The 17,127-nt window shown below is 65.4% G+C and carries 12 protein-coding genes and 1 tRNA gene; 11 read left to right on the top strand and 2 right to left on the bottom strand.

What is annotated here, in order from left to right; translation table 11 throughout:
• The first annotated feature begins 101 nt into the window (after positions 1–101).
• The 3 genes from hslU (at position 102) to Mschef_RS01080 (ending at position 2,514) form a co-directional block, all read left to right on the top strand.
• Positions 102–1,442 (top strand): ATP-dependent protease ATPase subunit HslU, encoded by a 1,341-nt coding sequence (hslU, locus tag Mschef_RS01090; protein WP_081126015.1) that lies wholly within the window; start codon positions 102–104, stop codon positions 1,440–1,442.
• A gap of 107 nt (positions 1,443–1,549) precedes the next feature.
• Positions 1,550–2,164: a hypothetical protein gene (locus Mschef_RS01085; RefSeq protein ID WP_081126014.1), complete on the top strand. Its 615-nt coding sequence runs from the start codon at positions 1,550–1,552 to the stop codon at positions 2,162–2,164.
• Positions 2,161–2,514 carry a gamma-butyrobetaine hydroxylase family protein gene (locus Mschef_RS01080; protein ID WP_081126013.1) on the top strand — a complete coding sequence of 118 codons (354 nt, stop codon included), beginning with the start codon at positions 2,161–2,163 and terminating at the stop codon, positions 2,512–2,514. Before Mschef_RS01085 ends, Mschef_RS01080 begins: the two co-directional genes overlap by 4 nt.
• Positions 2,515–2,525: 11 nt before the next feature.
• On the opposite strand, the gene Mschef_RS01075 is transcribed toward Mschef_RS01080, so the two are convergent.
• Entirely contained in the window at positions 2,526–3,425 is a 900-nt protein-coding gene (locus tag Mschef_RS01075) for an LpxL/LpxP family acyltransferase (protein ID WP_081126747.1), read from the bottom strand.
• A gap of 94 nt (positions 3,426–3,519) precedes the next feature.
• On the opposite strand from Mschef_RS01075, the gene dtd reads away from it, so the two are divergent.
• The 8 genes from dtd to Mschef_RS01035 all read left to right on the top strand — a co-directional run bounded on the left by dtd (position 3,520) and on the right by Mschef_RS01035 (position 15,749).
• On the top strand, positions 3,520–3,960 hold the full coding sequence (gene dtd / locus Mschef_RS01070) for a D-aminoacyl-tRNA deacylase (RefSeq protein WP_081126012.1): 441 nt from the start codon (positions 3,520–3,522) through the stop codon (positions 3,958–3,960).
• A gap of 97 nt (positions 3,961–4,057) precedes the next feature.
• Positions 4,058–5,908 carry an RNA polymerase sigma factor RpoD gene (rpoD, locus tag Mschef_RS01065; protein WP_081126011.1) on the top strand — a complete coding sequence of 617 codons (1,851 nt, stop codon included), beginning with the start codon at positions 4,058–4,060 and terminating at the stop codon, positions 5,906–5,908.
• A gap of 2,257 nt (positions 5,909–8,165) precedes the next feature.
• Positions 8,166–8,241 (top strand) — tRNA-Ile (locus Mschef_RS01060).
• 134 nt (positions 8,242–8,375) lie between these two features.
• Positions 8,376–11,201, top strand: coding sequence for a type I restriction endonuclease subunit R (locus Mschef_RS01055; RefSeq protein WP_081126010.1), 2,826 nt, complete (start codon positions 8,376–8,378; stop codon positions 11,199–11,201).
• Positions 11,202–11,230: 29 nt separating this feature from the next.
• Positions 11,231–12,676, top strand: coding sequence for a restriction endonuclease subunit S (locus Mschef_RS01050; protein ID WP_081126009.1), 1,446 nt, complete (start codon positions 11,231–11,233; stop codon positions 12,674–12,676).
• Positions 12,673–13,410: a HipA family kinase gene (locus tag Mschef_RS01045; protein ID WP_081126008.1), complete on the top strand. Its 738-nt coding sequence runs from the start codon at positions 12,673–12,675 to the stop codon at positions 13,408–13,410. Before Mschef_RS01050 ends, Mschef_RS01045 begins: the two co-directional genes overlap by 4 nt.
• Positions 13,407–14,210, top strand: coding sequence for a DUF3037 domain-containing protein (locus Mschef_RS01040; protein ID WP_081126007.1), 804 nt, complete (start codon positions 13,407–13,409; stop codon positions 14,208–14,210). The genes Mschef_RS01045 and Mschef_RS01040 overlap by 4 nt, the downstream gene beginning before the upstream one ends.
• Positions 14,211–14,249: 39 nt before the next feature.
• Positions 14,250–15,749, top strand: a complete 1,500-nt coding sequence (locus Mschef_RS01035; protein WP_081126006.1) for a type I restriction-modification system subunit M — start codon at positions 14,250–14,252, stop codon at positions 15,747–15,749.
• Between the two features lie 172 nt (positions 15,750–15,921).
• Here Mschef_RS01035 and Mschef_RS01030 read toward each other — a convergent pair whose 3' ends face one another.
• Positions 15,922–17,127 (bottom strand): EAL domain-containing response regulator, encoded by a 1,206-nt coding sequence (locus Mschef_RS01030; protein WP_081126005.1) that lies wholly within the window; start codon positions 17,125–17,127, stop codon positions 15,922–15,924.

Here is a 17,127-nt window from a genome sequence, read left to right as displayed (position 1 = left end):
GGGCACAGGGCTCGGGGAAAAACCGGGCCGCGCGAGAAGTTCCCGCACCGTACAGCGCCGTTGTCCATCCCCGATTTCATCACCCTCACCGACCCTCAGCCATGTCCGAACTGACCCCGCGCGAAATCGTCAACGCCCTCGACAAGCACATCATCGGCCAGCACGCCGCCAAGCGCGCGGTGGCGATCGCATTGCGCAACCGCTGGCGGCGCATGCAGTTGCCCGAGGAACTGCGCGAGGAAATCACGCCCAAGAACATCCTGATGATCGGCCCCACTGGCGTCGGCAAGACCGAGATCGCGCGGCGCCTGGCGAGTATGGCCGATGCGCCGTTCCTGAAGATCGAGGCGACCAAGTTCACCGAGGTCGGCTACGTTGGCAAGGATGTCGAATCGATCGTGCGCGATCTGGTCGATGTCGCCTTCAAGCTGGTGCGCGCGCGCGCCGCCGGGCGCGTGCGCAGCCGCGCCGAGGATCAGGCCGAGGAGCGTCTGCTCGATGCGCTGCTGCCGCGCCGTGGCGGCTGGGAATCGCAGCCCGGCGCGGATAGCGCCGCCGATCACGACACCCGGCAGAAACTGCGCAAGCAGTTGCGCGAAGGCGCGCTGGACGAGCGCGAGATCGAGCTGGAATTGAGCGCCAGCGCGGGCCATGCCGAAATCCTCACTCCGCCGGGCATGGAGGAGATGGGCCAGCAGTTGCAGCAGATGTTCCAGTCGCTGGGTCCGCAGCGCGCGCAGCGGCGCAAGCTCAAGGTGCGCGAGGCGCGCCACGCGCTGATCGACGAGGAGGCTGGCAAGCTGCTCAACGAGGACGAGCTGCGCCAGCAGGCGGTGCAGTCGGCCGAGGAGCAGGGCATCGTGTTCCTGGACGAGATCGACAAAGTGGCGCAGCGCGGAGGGGCCGGCGGCAACACCCCCGGCATCAGTCGCGAGGGCGTGCAGCGCGACCTGCTGCCGCTGGTCGAGGGCACCACGGTGTCGACCAAGTACGGCGCGGTACGTACCGACCATGTGCTGTTCATCGCTTCGGGCGCGTTCTCGCTGGCCAAGCCCTCGGACCTGATCCCGGAGCTGCAGGGGCGCCTGCCGATCCGCGTCGAGCTGCAGGCGCTGGGCGTGGAAGACTTCGAGCGCATCCTCACCGAGCCGCGCCACGCGCTGACCCTGCAATATCAGGAGTTGCTGCGCACCGAGGGCGTAACGCTGAGCTTCGATGCCTCCGCCGTGCGCCGCCTGGCCGAGCTGGCCTGGCAGATCAACAGCCGCACCGAGAACATCGGCGCGCGCCGGCTGGCTACGGTGATGGAGCGGCTTCTGGAGTCGATCTCCTTCGAAGCGTCGGACAAGTCCGGCGAAAAATACGTGATTGACGCCGAATATGTCGATGCGCACCTGGCCGATCTGGCGGCTGATGAAGACCTCTCCCGTTACATTCTTTGAACCCCGGCTGTCGTCGTCGCTGCTAAGCTCATCGACCTGCTGGCGCCTGCCTGCTGCGCGTTGACGACGCGCCATCCATCCATCCCTGGCACGATCAATCATTCACCATGGGCAAGATCATCCCCCTGAAAACACCGGGCTTCCGCGCGCGTCTGCGCGAGGCGGCGAGTGCCGGCGAGTTGGTGCGCGTATGGCGCGGCAACCTCGAGCACGGCAGCTTCTGCGGTTACGTCGCGGGCATCGGCCGCGAGTACTTTCTGCTGTCCGTGGTCGGCGACACGCTCGGTTTCGATGGCCTCTACGCCATGCGTCACCGCGACCTGACCGAGCTGGAAGCGCCCGAAGAGCACGCCGGTTTCATCACCCGCGCGCTGGAATTACGCGGCGTGCAGATCCCGCGCCCGCACGATTTCCCGCTCGACGACATCGTGCAGGTGGTGCAGGCCGCCAGCGGCCACGCGCCGGTGATCGGCGTGCACGTCGACAGCGAGGAGGAGTCCGAGGTGTGTTACATCGGGCGCCTGCTCGGGCTGGAGGACGACGGCTTCAACATGCAGGAAGTCTCGCCCGATGCCGAGTGGCTGACCGAGCCCTCGTTCTTTGCCTGGTCCGAGGTGTCCACGGTGAGTTTCCGTGAGCCCTATGGCTTGGCCCTGGCCGAGGTGGCGGGTGCCGCGCCGGCGCTGAAGCTGGATGGCCCGGACGTCGGGCGCGTGCATTGAGCACCGCGCCCAGCGAGCTGCGTCTGCGCCGCGCCGAGCGCGTGCTGGAAGTGAGCTGGGCCGACGGCACGCACTACAGTCTGCCGCTGGAATACCTGCGCACGCAATCGCCCAGCGCCGAGGTGCAGGGCCATGGCCCCGGCCAGCAGATCCTGGTGGCCGGCAAGCGCACGGTCGGGGTAAGCGCCATCGAGCCGGTTGGACAATACGGCGTGCTGCTGCGCTTCGACGATGGCCATGACACCGGCATCTTCAGCTGGGACACGCTGGCGCGCCTGGGTCGCGATTACGCAGGCAATTGGCAGGCCTATCTCGCTGCGCTGGAAAAAGCCGGACTGGGCCGCGACTGAGCGGCATCGCGTCAACGCGCTGCGCGGTACACATCCGGGTCGCTTGGCGCCGGGCGCAACGACCAGCGTTTGTAGGTCCACTGGTACTGGGTGAAAGCGCTGCGCACGCAGTCCTCGACGCCGGCATTCAGTGCGGCGCAGGCGATCCCGGCATCGGCCGCGGCGATGTCGGCAGGCGCTGCGCGCCAGTGCAGGCGAAATCCGGCGCCGCGCGGCAGGCGTTCCATGAAGCTGAACAACACCGTGGCGCCGGTGCGCTCGGCCAGACGCGGCAGCAGCACCATGGTCGCCGCGGGCAGGCCGAAGAAGGGCGCGAACACGCCCTCGCCGCCGCGCGGCTGCTGATCCGGAAGGATACCCACCACGCCGCCGGCCGCGAGGCGCCGGTACAGGCTGCGCACGCCGCTGCCCTCGGCGCGCACCTGTTCGGGCGCATAACGGCCGCGTGCGTGGCGCAGCAGCGGTTCCCACGCCGGCTGCCGGGGCGGTCGGTACAGGATCGCCAACGGCGTGCGCGCGCCGATCCAGTGATTGAGCAACTCCCAGCAGCCCAGGTGCGGCGCCGCCACGATCAAACCCTGGCCGCGCGCCAGCGCGGCATCAAACAACTCCTGTCCGTGCACTTCGCGTACCAGGCGCAACGCGCGCTCAGCGCCACCGCCCCAGACTTTGCCCAGTTCGGCGATGCCGCGGCCGGTTTCGCGCAGGCACGCGCGCGCCAGCGCCGCACGCGCGGCGGGTGTCTGTCCGGCGCAGACGATGCCAAGGTTCACCTCGACATTGCGCCGCTCGCGCCCGTTGGCGCGCCACAGCAGCGCGCCCAGCCCGGCGCCCAGTGCGTGCAGCACGCGCAAAGGCAGCCGGCCGACCAGGCGCAGCAGGGCATAGGTGAAAGCGACGTGCCAGCGCATGCGCGCCTGCGCGGGATCGTTCATGGTGACTCGCGGCGAGATAATGGCGCAGTGTATTCAGCGCGCGCGTGCGCCGCACGACGGAGGAAACCGGATGATCGCCCTGATCCAGCGCGTGCAGCGCGCGCATGTCGAGGTGAACGGCGCGATGGTCGGGCAGATCGCGGCCGGATTGTTGGCGCTGGTGGCGGTGCAGCCTGCCGATGGTGAACCGCAAGTACGGCGGCTGCTCGACCGCATCCTCGGCTACCGCGTATTCGCGGACTCCGCCGGGCGCATGAACCTGAGCCTGAGCGAGACCGGTGGCGGCCTGCTGCTGGTCAGCCAGTTCACCCTGGCCGCCGACACGCGCAAGGGCATGCGCGCCAGCCTCACGTCCGCGGCGTCACCGGCGCTGGCCGAGCACCTGTTCGCGCACCTGCTGGAACTGGCGCACGCGCGTCACACGCCGGTTGCCAGCGGGCGCTTCGGCGCCGACATGCAGGTGCATCTGGTCAATGATGGCCCGGTGACGTTCTGGCTGGAAGCACATTGAACGCATGCTCCGTGCCAAGGAACCACGCGCTTGAATAGTGGTCAGAACGTCGCCAACTGATTAAACTGGAAGGTTCATTCACCCCACGGTGCACGGCATGGCCAATACCCCCAACGAGCAGCAATCGGAAATCAAGCGGCTCATCACCAAGGGACGCGAGCAGGGCTACCTGACCTACGCCGAGGTGAATGACCACTTGCCCGATGACATCGTCGATCCGGAACAGATCGAGGACATCATCGGCATGATCAACGGCATGGGCATTGAGGTGCACGAGATCGCGCCCGAAGTCGGCCTGTTGCCCGAAGCTGCGCCTACCAACGAAGACGACGAAACCGCCACCGAGGAAGCCGTGGCGCTGCTCTCCGTGGTCGATTCCGAGGTCGGCCGCACCACCGATCCGGTGCGCATGTACATGCGCGAGATGGGCACGGTGGAACTGCTCACGCGCGAGGGCGAAATCGCCATCGCCAAGCGCATCGAGGAAGGCCTGGCGCAGGTGCAGACCGCGCTGTCCAGCTTCCCGTGGACGGTGCGCCTGCTGGTCGAGGAGTTCGACCAGCATCTGGACGGCAAGAAGCGCCTGTCCGAGGTCATCGCCGGCTTCAACGATGGCGAGGAAGAAGTCGCGCCGCCGCCGCCGGTGGTGGTCGACATAGCCAAAGACGACGACGACGAAGAAGGCGTCGTCGCGGTCAAGGTCGAGGGCGAGGAAGAGGAAGCCGGCCCGAGCGGACCCGACCCGCTCGTGGTGCGGCAACGCATCGAGGATCTGCGCCAGTTGTATGCCAAGTTCGAGAAAGCCGCGCACAAGGCCGAGGTCGGCGACAAGAAACTCGACAAGCATCGCGCCGCGCTGGGTGAGGCGTTCCTGGGCTTCAAGCTGCCCTCGGCGCTGATCGACCTGCTGGTGAGGAAATTGCGCGAGGTGGTCGGCGAAATCCGCGGCCACGAGCGTGCCATCCTGGACATGTGCGTGAAGAATTCGCGCATGCCGCGCGCCGAGTTTCTCGCCAGCTTCCCCAGCCACGAAACCGACCTGACTTGGGCTGACAGCCTCGCGCGCAAGCGTCAGAAGTGGGCGCCGGCGATCAAGGCGCGTCGCGACGCGATCGTCGCCGAGCAGGAAAAGCTGCTCGCCGTCGAGCGCTTGTTGTCGATGCCGCTGACCGATGTCAAGGACATCAACCGCGCGTTGTCCATCGGCGAGGCCAAGGCGCGCCGCGCGAAGAAAGAGATGGTCGAGGCCAACCTGCGCCTGGTCATTTCCATCGCCAAGAAGTACACCAACCGCGGTCTGCAGTTCCTGGATCTGATCCAGGAAGGCAACATCGGCCTGATGAAGGCCGTGGACAAGTTCGAATACCGCCGCGGCTACAAGTTCAGCACCTACGCGACGTGGTGGATCCGCCAGGCGATCACGCGCTCGATTGCCGACCAGGCGCGCACCATCCGCATCCCGGTGCACATGATCGAGACGATCAACAAGCTCAACCGCATCTCGCGCCAGATGCTGCAGCAATACGGCCGCGAGCCGACGCCGGACGAGCTGGCCAAGGCCATGGAAATGCCCGAGGACAAGATCCGCAAGGTGATGAAGATCGCCAAGGAACCCATCTCCATGGAGACCCCGATCGGCGACGACGAGGATTCGCATCTGGGCGATTTCATCGAGGACGGCAGCATCCTCTCGCCGGTCGACTCAGCCACCGACACCGGCATGGTCGAAACCGTGCAGCAGGTCTTGTCCTCGCTCACCCCGCGCGAGGCCAAGGTGCTGCGCATGCGCTTCGGCATCGACATGAATACCGACCACACGCTGGAAGAGGTCGGCAAGCAGTTCGACGTCACCCGCGAGCGCATCCGCCAGATCGAGGCCAAGGCGCTGCGCAAGTTGCGGCATCCCAGCCGTTCCGAGCAGTTGCGCTCGTTCCTCGACACCGAGTAAGCGCGCGCCACGGCATCCTCAGCTCGCCGCCACACGACGCCCGCCATGCGCGGGCGTCGTGCTTTGCGCCTGCCGCTACACTGTGCAGCACAGCATCGGGCCTATAGCTCAATGGTTAGAGCAGAGGGCGAGGCGGGATTTCGCGCAGCACGGCTGCGCGCCGGCGAGCGCCCGAGTCGAAAGGCGAGGGCGGGTGAGAGTCCGGCGATTTTTGCCCCGCTACACTGTGCAGCACAGCATCGGGCCTATAGCTCAATGGTTAGAGCAGAGGGCGAGGCGGGATTTCGCGCAGCACGGCTGCGCGCCGGCGAGCGCCCGAGTCGAAAGGCGAGGGCGGGTGAGAGTCCGGCGATTTTTGCCCCGCTACACTGTGCAGCACAGCATCGGGCCTATAGCTCAATGGTTAGAGCAGAGGGCGAGGCGGGATTTCGCGCAGCACGGCTGCGCGCCGGCGAGCGCCCGAGTCGAAAGGCGAGGGCGGGTGAGAGTCCGGCGATTTTTGCCCCGCTACACTGTGCAGCACAGCATCGGGCCTATAGCTCAATGGTTAGAGCAGAGGGCGAGGCGGGATTTCGCGCAGCACGGCTGCGCGCCGGCGAGCGCCCGAGTCGAAAGGCGAGGGCGGGTGAGAGTCCGGCGATTTTTGCCCCGCTACACTGTGCAGCACAGCATCGGGCCTATAGCTCAATGGTTAGAGCAGAGGGCGAGGCGGGATTTCGCGCAGCACGGCTGCGCGCCGGCGAGCGCCCGAGTCGAAAGGCGAGGGCGGGTGAGAGTCCGGCGATTTTTGCCCCGCTACACTGTGCAGCACAGCATCGGGCCTATAGCTCAATGGTTAGAGCAGAGGGCGAGGCGGGATTTCGCGCAGCACGGCTGCGCGCCGGCGAGCGCCCGAGTCGAAAGGCGAGGGCGGGTGAGAGTCCGGCGATTTTTGCCCCGCTACACTGTGCAGCACAGCATCGGGCCTATAGCTCAATGGTTAGAGCAGAGGGCGAGGCGGGATTTCGCGCAGCACGGCTGCGCGCCGGCGAGCGCCCGAGTCGAAAGGCGAGGGCGGGTGAGAGTCCGGCGATTTTTGCCCCGCTACACTGTGCAGCACAGCATCGGGCCTATAGCTCAATGGTTAGAGCAGAGGGCGAGGCGGGATTTCGCGCAGCACGGCTGCGCGCCGGCGAGCGCCCGAGTCGAAAGGCGAGGGCGGGTGAGAGTCCGGCGATTTTTGCCCCGCTACACTGTGCAGCACAGCATCGGGCCTATAGCTCAATGGTTAGAGCAGAGGGCGAGGCGGGATTTCGCGCAGCACGGCTGCGCGCCGGCGAGCGCCCGAGTCGAAAGGCGAGGGCGGGTGAGAGTCCGGCGATTTTTGCCCCGCTACACTGTGCAGCACAGCATCGGGCCTATAGCTCAATGGTTAGAGCAGAGGGCGAGGCGGGATTTCGCGCAGCACGGCTGCGCGCCGGCGAGCGCCCGAGTCGAAAGGCGAGGGCGGGTGAGAGTCCGGCGATTTTTGCCCCGCTACACTGTGCAGCACAGCATCGGGCCTATAGCTCAATGGTTAGAGCAGAGGGCGAGGCGGGATTTCGCGCAGCACGGCTGCGCGCCGGCGAGCGCCCGAGTCGAAAGGCGAGGGCGGGTGAGAGTCCGGCGATTTTTGCCCCGCTACACTGTGCAGCACAGCATCGGGCCTATAGCTCAATGGTTAGAGCAGAGGGCGAGGCGGGATTTCGCGCAGCACGGCTGCGCGCCGGCGAGCGCCCGAGTCGAAAGGCGAGGGCGGGTGAGAGTCCGGCGATTTTTGCCCCGCTACACTGTGCAGCACAGCATCGGGCCTATAGCTCAATGGTTAGAGCAGAGGGCGAGGCGGGATTTCGCGCAGCACGGCTGCGCGCCGGCGAGCGCCCGAGTCGAAAGGCGAGGGCGGGTGAGAGTCCGGCGATTTTTGCCCCGCTACACTGTGCAGCACAGCATCGGGCCTATAGCTCAATGGTTAGAGCAGAGGGCGAGGCGGGATTTCGCGCAGCACGGCTGCGCGCCGGCGAGCGCCCGAGTCGAAAGGCGAGGGCGGGTGAGAGTCCGGCGATTTTTGCCCCGCTACACTGTGCAGCACAGCATCGGGCCTATAGCTCAATGGTTAGAGCAGAGGGCGAGGCGGGATTTCGCGCAGCACGGCTGCGCGCCGGCGAGCGCCCGAGTCGAAAGGCGAGGGCGGGTGAGAGTCCGGCGATTTTTGCCCCGCTACACTGTGCAGCACAGCATCGGGCCTATAGCTCAATGGTTAGAGCAGAGGACTCATAATCCTTTGGTTCCAGGTTCGAGTCCTGGTGGGCCCACCACGCTGCAAGTTCGACTCTCTGCTGCATAATGGCGCGCGCTGATTCCAAGGGAGCGGGCTGTTGCGCACCATCGCTGTCCAGTCGACCGCGTGCACCAAGTGGGCTCGGCTGGACGCGCCTGTCTGGGAGCGATCATGACGCCGCCACGAGGTGCCCTCACCCCGGAACAAGCCGCGCGGCAGACCATCGACACCCTGCTCGGCGCCGCCGGCTGGGCGGTGCAGAACCTCGCCGAGGTCAATCTGCACGCCGCGCGCGGCGTCGCGATTCGCGAGTTTCCGCTGGTCGAAGGCCACGGCACCGCCGACTACCTGCTGTATGTCGATGGCCGCGCCTGCGGCGTGATCGAGGCCAAGAAGCAGGGCGCGACGCTCACCGGCGTCGAAACGCAGTCCGGTCGTTATGCACAAGGTCTGCCTGCCAGCCTGCCCGCCTGGCGCCGGCCGCTGCCGTTTCTCTATGAATCGACCGGCGTCGAAACCCACTACACCAACGGCCTCGATCCCGAGCCGCGCGCGCGTTCCGTGTTCGCCTTCCATCGGCCCGAGACGCTGGCGGCGTGGCTGATCGCGGCGCCAGCGCAAGGCGCAACGCCCGCCGTTCGCGCTGACGTGATCGCCGATGCGCCCGCCAACACCGCGGCTGGAACCTTCCTCGCGCGCATGCAGCAGTTGCCGTCGCTGATCGACGACCTGTGGCCGCCCAAGCCGCAGGCGATCGCGAAGCTGGAGCAGTCGCTGCGCGAAAACCGCCCGCGCGCGCTGGTGCAGATGGCCACCGGCTCCGGCAAGACCCTGCTGGCGATCGTGCTCAGCTACCGCCTGATCAAGTTCGCCGGCGCGCGCCGGGTGCTGTTCCTGGTCGATCGCGGCAATCTGGGCCGGCAGACCAAGAAGGAGTTCGACCAGTACGTCTCGCCCTACAACAACTACAAGTTCGGCGAGGAGTACATCGTCCAGCACCTCACCTCCAGCCAGCTCGACACGTCCGCGCGCGTGGTCATCTGCACCATCCAGCGCATGTACTCGATGCTCAAGGGCCGCGAACTCCCCGACGAGGACGAGGAGCACAGCACCGAGGACGCCGAAGGGCTGTTCAAGGACACGCCGCCGCTGGAATACAACCCGGCGTTCCCGATCGAGACTTTCGACATCGTCATCACCGACGAGGCGCACCGCTCGATCTACCACCTGTGGCGGCAGGTGCTGGAATACTTCGATGCCTACCTGATCGGCCTGACCGCCACGCCCAGCAAGCAGACCTTCGGCTTCTTCAACCAGAACCTGGTGATGGAATACGGCCACTCGCAGGCCGTGGCCGATGGCGTCAACGTCAACTACGACGTCTACCGCATCCGCACCAACGTGAGCGAGCAGGGCAGCACCGTCGAGGCCGGCTATTACGTGCAGTTGCTCGATCGCCAGACGCGCCGGCGCAGCGACTGGCAGCTCGACGAGGACTTCGCCTACGACCCTGCCGAGCTCGACCGCGCCGTGCAGACCCCGGACCAGATCCGCACCGTGGTGCGCACCTTCCGCGATCGCCTGTTCGGCGAGATCTTCCCCGGCCGTACCGAGGTGCCCAAGACCCTGGTGTTCGCCAAGGACGACAACCACGCCGAGGCCATCGTGCAGATCCTGCGCGAGGAATTCGGCAAGGGCAACGAGTTCGCGCAGAAGATCACCTACCGCACGACGGGCGCCACGCCTGAGTCCCTGATCCGTGCCTTCCGCACCAGTTACCACCCGCGCATTGCGGTCACCGTGGACATGATCGCTACCGGTACCGACATCAAGCCGGTCGAGATCGTGATGTTCATGCGCTCGGTCAAGTCGCGCTCGTTCTTCGAGCAGATGAAGGGTCGCGGCGTGCGCGTGATCAATCCGGCCGACCTGCAGGCGGTGACGCCGGACGCGCGCAGCAAGGACCACTTTGTCATCGTCGACGCGGTCGGCGTGTGCGAGCGCGACAAGACCGACAGCCGGCCGATGGACCAGAAGAAGTCCGTGCCGCTGGACAAGCTGCTGCAGGCGGTCGCGCTGGGCAACGTCGAGCCGGAAGTGATCTCGTCGGTGGCCGCGCGCCTCGCACGGCTGGATCGCGACATCGACGATGCCGACAAGGCCAGGGTGGTCGCCGCCAGCGGCGGCTACGGCCTCAAGGATTTGTCGCGACGGCTGGTCGATGCGCTGCACGGCGACTTCAGCGCACCCGCATCTGCCACGGCGCCACAGCTCGCGGGCGAGGGCGGCGAACTGCGCGCCGCGCTCACCGAAGCCGCCAAGCCGCTGTCCGATCCCGCGCTGCGCGAGCTGCTGTTGCGGCTGCGCCAGCAGGCCGACATGGTGGTGGACACCGTGACGGCCGATCACCTGATCGAGGCCGGCTTCAGCGCCGCCGCTAGCGATCGCGCGCGCAGCATGGTCGAGACCTTCGAGTCGTTCATCGCCCAGCACCGTGACGAGATCACCGCGCTGCAGATTCTCTACAACCGGCCCACCCGCGCCCCACTGACCTTCGAGGCCATCAAGCAACTGGCCGACAGCCTGCAGGCGCCGCCGTATCTGCTGGACGAGAGCGCGCTCTGGCAGGCCTATGCCGCGCTGGACCAGAGCAAAGTCCAAGGGGCCAGCCGCCAGCGTATCCTCACCGATCTGGTCAGCCTGGTGCGCTATGCCATGCATCAGGACAACGAGCTGGTGCCGTACCCCGAGCGCGTCGCCGCCAATTTCAAGGCTTGGCTGGGCCAGCAGCAGGCCCATGGGAAATCGTTTGGGGACGAGCAGCAGTGGTGGCTGGAGCGGATCGCCGAGCACATCGCCGCCAGCCTCGACATCCGCCTCGAAGACTTCGACGCCGCACCCTTCAACCAGCGCGGGGGCCTGGCGCGCGTGCATCAACTGTTCGGCACCCAGCTACCCAAAGTGATTGAGGAACTGAATCGGGAGTTGGTGGCGTGAGTTACGCAGATGGGGAAGCGGGATCCGGAATGCGCTGGTCAACTGTCACCATCGGTGGTGTTTGCTCTAAACCGCAATACGGCTGGACCACGAAGGCAATGAGCGAAGGCGGTCGTATTCGACTGCTGCGAACCACAGACATCACATCCGGGGAGATAGATTGGTCCACTGTTCCGTTTTGCACCGACGAACCGCCAGACGTCGACAAATACCTCTTGCACGAGGGAGACATTGTCATCTCGCGCGCTGGATCGGTCGGCGTGAGTTATTTGATCACCCGAGTGAAGCCATCCGTGTTCGCGTCTTACCTCATCCGCTTCCGCCCCGGCCCTACGGTGGAAGGGCGATATTTGGCTTACTTCCTCAAGAGCCGCGACTATTGGCAGCAGATTGCTGACAACACTTCTGGCATCGCTATCCCCAACGTGAACGCGAGCAAGATCAGCGATATACGCTTGCCGCTGGCTCCACTTGCTTTACAGCGCCGCATTGTCGCCGAGATCGAAAAGCAGTTCTCCCGCCTAGACCAGGCCGTGGCCAGCCTGCAGCGCGTCAAGGCGCAGCTCAAGCGCTACAAGGCTTCCGTGCTCAAGGCCGCCGTCGAAGGCCGGCTCGTTGAGACCGAAGCCGACCGCGCCCGTCGCGAAGGCCGCAGCTTCGAGACCGGCGCCGAGCTTGCTGCACAGGGAAGTGCGAATGCCGCGGGAGGCAGGAAGCCGGGAGCGGCCCTGCCCTATGAAACGGGGGAACAACTTCTCAAGCGCATCCTCGACACCCGTCGCAGCCAGTGGAAGGGCAATGGCAAGTACAAGGAACCTGCGGCGCCCGATACCAGCGGCTTGCCCAAGTTGCCGGAGGGGTGGGTGTGGTGCGGATTCGAGCAAGTGTCGTCTGCCGACAAACATGCACTTAAAGCCGGGCCGTTTGGAAGCGCCCTGAAGAAGGACGTCTATGTTCCTTCGGGATACAAGATCTATGGTCAAGAGCAGGTGATCCGAGGTGATCACAGCTTCGGCGATTACTTCATCGAGGAAGCCAAGTTCCGTGAACTCGAGAACTGCACCGTCAAGCCGGGTGATCTGCTCATCAGTTTGGTCGGTACAGCCGGGAAAGTGCTCGTGCTGCCAGAAAACGCCAGGCCCGGCATCATCAATCCGCGCTTGATCAAACTGTCGCTCAACCCATCCTTCATTGCACCGGCCTACGCTGCGTACATGCTCCAATCTGCGTGGGCTACCCTGTTCTTTAAGGGACAGGCACATGGCGGGACCATGGAGATCTTGAATCTAGGCATCGTCAAGACGCTTCCAGTTCCGTTGCCGCCTCTGCGCGAACAACACCGCATCGTCGCCGAAGTCGATCGCCGACTGTCCATCGTCCGTGAGGTCGAGGCCGAGGTGGACGCCAACCTCAAGCGCGCCCAGGCGCTGCGCCAATCCGTGCTGACGCGCGCATTCGCGGGTGATGCCGGATGAGCGCCTTGCGCGTCGTCGAAATCCTGCGCCGCATGGAGCAGGGCAGAACGCGCCCTTTTCTGGTTCGCGCCGAGGACGATGCGCTCTACGTTGCCAAGGGTCGCGAAACCACGCAGCGCGGCCTTGTGGCCGAGTGGCTTTGCGCGCACCTGGGGCGTGCGCTCGATCTGCCGATACCGCCGTTCACGTTGCTGGAGGTGCCTGCCGAATTGGTCGCGGCGCTGGGTGCTGAAGGTGGAGCCCTGGGCGCGAGTACGGCATTCGGTTCGCGACTGGAATCCGGCGTTCAGGACTTTGCCATTGCGCAGCTTCGCAACGTTGATGTGGCGCTGCGTCGCCGGTTGCTGGCGTTCGACTGGTGGGTGGAAAACGCGGATCGCACCCTGTCGGAGCTGGGCGGTAATCCCAATCTGCTCTGGCGCGCGGCGGGTGACGCCATGCTGGTGATCGACCACAACCTGGCGTTCGATCGCGAATTCGATGAGTCGACATTTTTCGCAACTCATGTGTTCCATGGCGATGCGAGCGCTCTGTTCGAGGACTGGATCAACTGGACCGACGCAGCCAACCGCCTGCGCGCCGCGCTGCCTTCGTTCGATGAGGCGCTGGCATCCATGCCCGAACAGTGGAATTGGCTCGACCCCGAGGCGACGTTACCGGTTGGTATAGACTGGACTGCCCGTCGCGCCCGACTTGATGAACGCATCAACATCCGCAGGGGCAGAACACAATGACGACCGCCGCCCGCTACGCCATTATCCGGTTTCTGCCTTATGCGCAGACCGAAGAATTCGCCAACGTCGGCGTGGTGCTTCATGCATCGGCAACAGGCGCATTCATCTTTCGGCTCAACCCGAAGTGGCGTCGAATCGGCGCGTTTTTCGACACCCTCGACCGGCAGGTGTTCAACGCGGCGCGCAAGGATTTCGAAGTCGAGATACTGCGGATAACGGCTCTGGCCGAAGCGACGCCAGCGTGGGGCGGTCGCGCGTTCGACGAGCTGGTGAGGCCGCGCGAATCGCTCTTTCGTTTCTCGCCGGTTCGCGCGGTGATGACTGATGATGTCGAAGCCACGCTCGATGCGCTGTATGAGCGGTATGTCGAGCACATGTTTGCGACGGCTGAGTACCAGGAAGTGCTGCTCGACCGCGCGCTGCGCGGCGTGTTCCGTCATGAAGGACTGGCGGGGCGCTATCGCAAAACCACTCTGGGAACAGATGCCGTGCGCTTCCCCGTGCCATTCGCCGAGGTAGGAGCTGATGGCATCGTCCGACGCGTAATCAAGCCGTTGCATCTGGCGCAGGGCGATCCCATACGCGTGCTGGACCACGGCAACCAATGGATCGGTCGACTGCGTCATCTGCAACGCCAGCTTGCGTTACCCGCTGTGCTGCTGCCAGTCCAGCAGCCGGAGGCCCATGCGGACAACGTGGGTGCGTTCGAGGAAGTGCGGCAAGGGCTGATCGAGGCCGGCGCGCAGGTGGTGCCGGTGACGGATCAGCGGGCCATCCTCGATTTTGCTCGTGCCGCCTAGGGCGATGCCCGCATCCTGGCGCGGCGCGGTAGGAAGCCTGTGAACGCATCCACCCTCGTCCAAAAGCTCTGGAACTACTGCAACGTGCTGCGCGACGACGGCATGGGCTACGGCGACTACGTCGAGCAGCTCACGTTCCTGCTGTTCCTGAAGATGGCCGACGAGCGCACGCAGCCGCCGTATCGCCAGAAAAGCATCGTCCCGGCTGCGTATGCCTGGCCGACGCTGGTGGCGCAGGATGGTGACGAGCTGTTCGATCACTACCGCCACGTGCTCGAAGCGCTGGGCCAGCAGAAGGGCACGCTGGGCCTGATCTTCGGCAAGGCGCAGAACAAGTTCCAGGACCCGGCCAAGCTGCGGCGCGTGATCGTCGACCTGATCGACAAGGAGAACTGGTCGGCGCTGGGCGTGGACGTCAAGGGCGATGCCTACGAAGGCCTGCTGGAGAAGAACGCGCAGGATCTGAAGAGCGGCGCCGGCCAGTACTTCACTCCGCGCGCGCTGATCCAGGCCATGGTCGACTGCATCGCGCCGAAACCCGACGAATACGTCTGCGATCCGGCCTGCGGCACCGGCGGCTTCCTGTTCACCGCGTACAACTACGTGATCGCGCACCACCCCAACCTGACGCGCGAGCAGAAACAGCATCTGCGCGAGAATGCCTTTACCGGCGTCGAACTGGTGCAGGCGACGGCGCGGGTGTGCGCGATGAACCTGCTGCTGCACGGCATCGGCTCGGAAACCAGTGTGCCGGTGCAGGTGACCGATGCGCTGGCCAGCGACCCAGGCGAGCGCTACGACGTGGTACTGGCCAATCCGCCGTTCGGCAAGAAATCCAGCACGATGATCGTCGGCGAGGACGGCCGCACGACCTCCGAGAAGGAGATCATCGAGCGCGATGATTTCTGGGCGACCACGTCCAACAAGCAGCTCAACTTCGTGCAGCACATCAAGACGCTGCTCGACATCCACGGCCGCGCCGCCGTGGTGGTGCCCGACAACGTGCTGTTCGAGGGCGGCGCCGGCGAGACCATCCGCCGCAAGCTGCTGCACGAGTGCGAGGTGCATACCCTGCTGCGCCTGCCCACCGGCCTGTTCTACGCTCAGGGCGTCAAGGCCAATGTGCTGTTCTTCGACAAGAAGCCGGCGTCCGAGACGCCATGGACGAAGACGCTCTGGATCTACGACCTGCGCACCAACCAGCACTTCACGCTGAAGACCGCTCCGCTCAAGCGCGAGGATCTGGACGAGTTCGTCACCTGCTACCACACGGCCAACCGGCATGCGCGTGTGCCGACCTGGAACGCGGACGCGCCCGAAGGCCGCTGGCGTGCCTACCGCTACGACGAGCTGATCGCGCGCGACAAGGCCAGCCTGGATATCTTCTGGCTGCGCGACGACAGCCTGGCCGAGAGCGACAACCTGCCCGCGCCCGAGGTGATCGCGCAGGAAATCGTCGATGATCTCGAAGCCGCGCTGGAGCAGTTCCGGCTGATTGCGGCGGATCTGGGCGGTGGTGGTTCGGCTCTGGAAGACTGACTCACGAGCTTGCCGCACTCGGCTGATGGCCAAGGGATACGTTTCTCGGGGGCAAGGTCACCTGGACCGGGTATCCAAGCCTACCTCGCCAACAAGTGGCGCGAACTGGGCACTACGCCGTAGCCGAGCCGAGGCTCCGACCTCCATCACCACAGCATCCCGCGGCCGTCCTTCATGCCGGCGCCAGCAGGGGGCGACGCGTTTCCCAATCAGCCAGCCACGCGGGCAGATCCTCGGCGGGCATGGCGCGGGCGATGAAGTAACCCTGCGCCAGGTCGCAACCTTGCTGGCGCAGGAAATCCCAGTCCGCCTGGTCTTCCACGCCTTCAGCCACGGTCACGATGCCCAATTGCCGGGCCATGGCGAGGCTGGCGGTGAAAATGGCGTTGCGGGTGTTGTCGCGACAGGCGCCATGGACGAAGCTGCGGTCGATCTTGATCTCGTCGAAGGGGATGTCGCGCAGTTGCGCCAGTGAGGAATTGCCGGTGCCCAGATCGTCGATGGACAAACTGATTTTCTTCAGCCGCAAGCGCGTGAGCGTGTCCAGCGACGCGAGGGCATCGGTCATCAGGCGGGATTCCGTCACTTCCAGGATCAGTTCGTCCGGCGCGCCACCCGCGCGGACGATTTGACCCAGCACGAAATTCGTGAAATCCAGCCGCGCCAGATTGTCCATGGAAACGTTGACCGCGATGCGCAGCACCAGGCCTGCCTCGCGCCAGCGTCTGGCCTGCGCAAGCGCCTCGGTGAGCACGATGCGGGTCAGGTCGTCGATGATGCCGTGCTCCTCGGCCACGCCGATGAACTGGTCCGGGAACACCAGCCCGTCATCGGGGTGACGCCAGCGCACCAGGGTTTCCACGCCCTTGAGGGCGCCGCTCACCACTTCCACCTTGGGCTGGTAATAATTGACCAGCTCGCCACTGGCGACGGCATGCCGGACCTGCGCGGCGCTGTAGCGCTTGCGCGCCTCGCCGGCAGTCTTGGGCGCCATGTTGCGCCACCTTTTCAGCAGCGCGCGGATCGTTTCGGGTTGTACCGGCTTGTTCACGTGGCCCAGCACATTCAGGTGATGGGCGCGGGCAAGCCGCACCGAGGTATCCAGGATGCGCTCATCCTCGCCGCTGACGAGTACCAGGGCGCTGGTGTAGTGGATATCCACGAGCCGGCGAATGAATTCGACGCCGTCCATGCCGGGCATGTTGAGGTCGAGAAATATCATCTGCACGTCGGAAGCCTGCTGTTCCAGCAGAGCCAGTGCTGCCTGGCCGGACGTGAAGGTGTCCACCCGATCCAGCCCCAGGTTGGCGAGTTGGCGCGACAGCAGTTTGAGCTGGAACGGTTCGTCGTCCAGGATCAAGACGCGCGGCGCCGCCAT

The sequence above is a fragment of the Metallibacterium scheffleri genome (assembly GCF_002077135.1).
GTDB lineage: Bacteria > Pseudomonadota > Gammaproteobacteria > Xanthomonadales > Rhodanobacteraceae > Metallibacterium > Metallibacterium scheffleri.
This window is presented reverse-complemented; position numbering and strand designations above follow the sequence as displayed.

Bases quoted from the DNA above. Each gene is read 5' to 3' on its own strand.
- Mschef_RS01075 (WP_081126747.1), bottom strand. From the start codon at position 3,425: ATGCGCTGGCACGTCGCTTTCACCTATGCCCTGCTGCGCCTGGTCGGC.
- Mschef_RS01045 (WP_081126008.1), top strand. From the start codon at position 12,673: ATGAGCGCCTTGCGCGTCGTCGAAATCCTGCGCCGCATGGAGCAGGGC.
- Mschef_RS01055 (WP_081126010.1), top strand. From the start codon at position 8,376: ATGACGCCGCCACGAGGTGCCCTCACCCCGGAACAAGCCGCGCGGCAG.
- Mschef_RS01040 (WP_081126007.1), top strand. From the start codon at position 13,407: ATGACGACCGCCGCCCGCTACGCCATTATCCGGTTTCTGCCTTATGCG.
- dtd (WP_081126012.1), top strand. From the start codon at position 3,520: ATGATCGCCCTGATCCAGCGCGTGCAGCGCGCGCATGTCGAGGTGAAC.
- rpoD (WP_081126011.1), top strand. From the start codon at position 4,058: ATGGCCAATACCCCCAACGAGCAGCAATCGGAAATCAAGCGGCTCATC.
- Mschef_RS01085 (WP_081126014.1), top strand. From the start codon at position 1,550: ATGGGCAAGATCATCCCCCTGAAAACACCGGGCTTCCGCGCGCGTCTG.
- Mschef_RS01050 (WP_081126009.1), top strand. From the start codon at position 11,231: ATGCGCTGGTCAACTGTCACCATCGGTGGTGTTTGCTCTAAACCGCAA.
- Mschef_RS01030 (WP_081126005.1), bottom strand. From the start codon at position 17,127: ATGGCGGCGCCGCGCGTCTTGATCCTGGACGACGAACCGTTCCAGCTC.
- hslU (WP_081126015.1), top strand. From the start codon at position 102: ATGTCCGAACTGACCCCGCGCGAAATCGTCAACGCCCTCGACAAGCAC.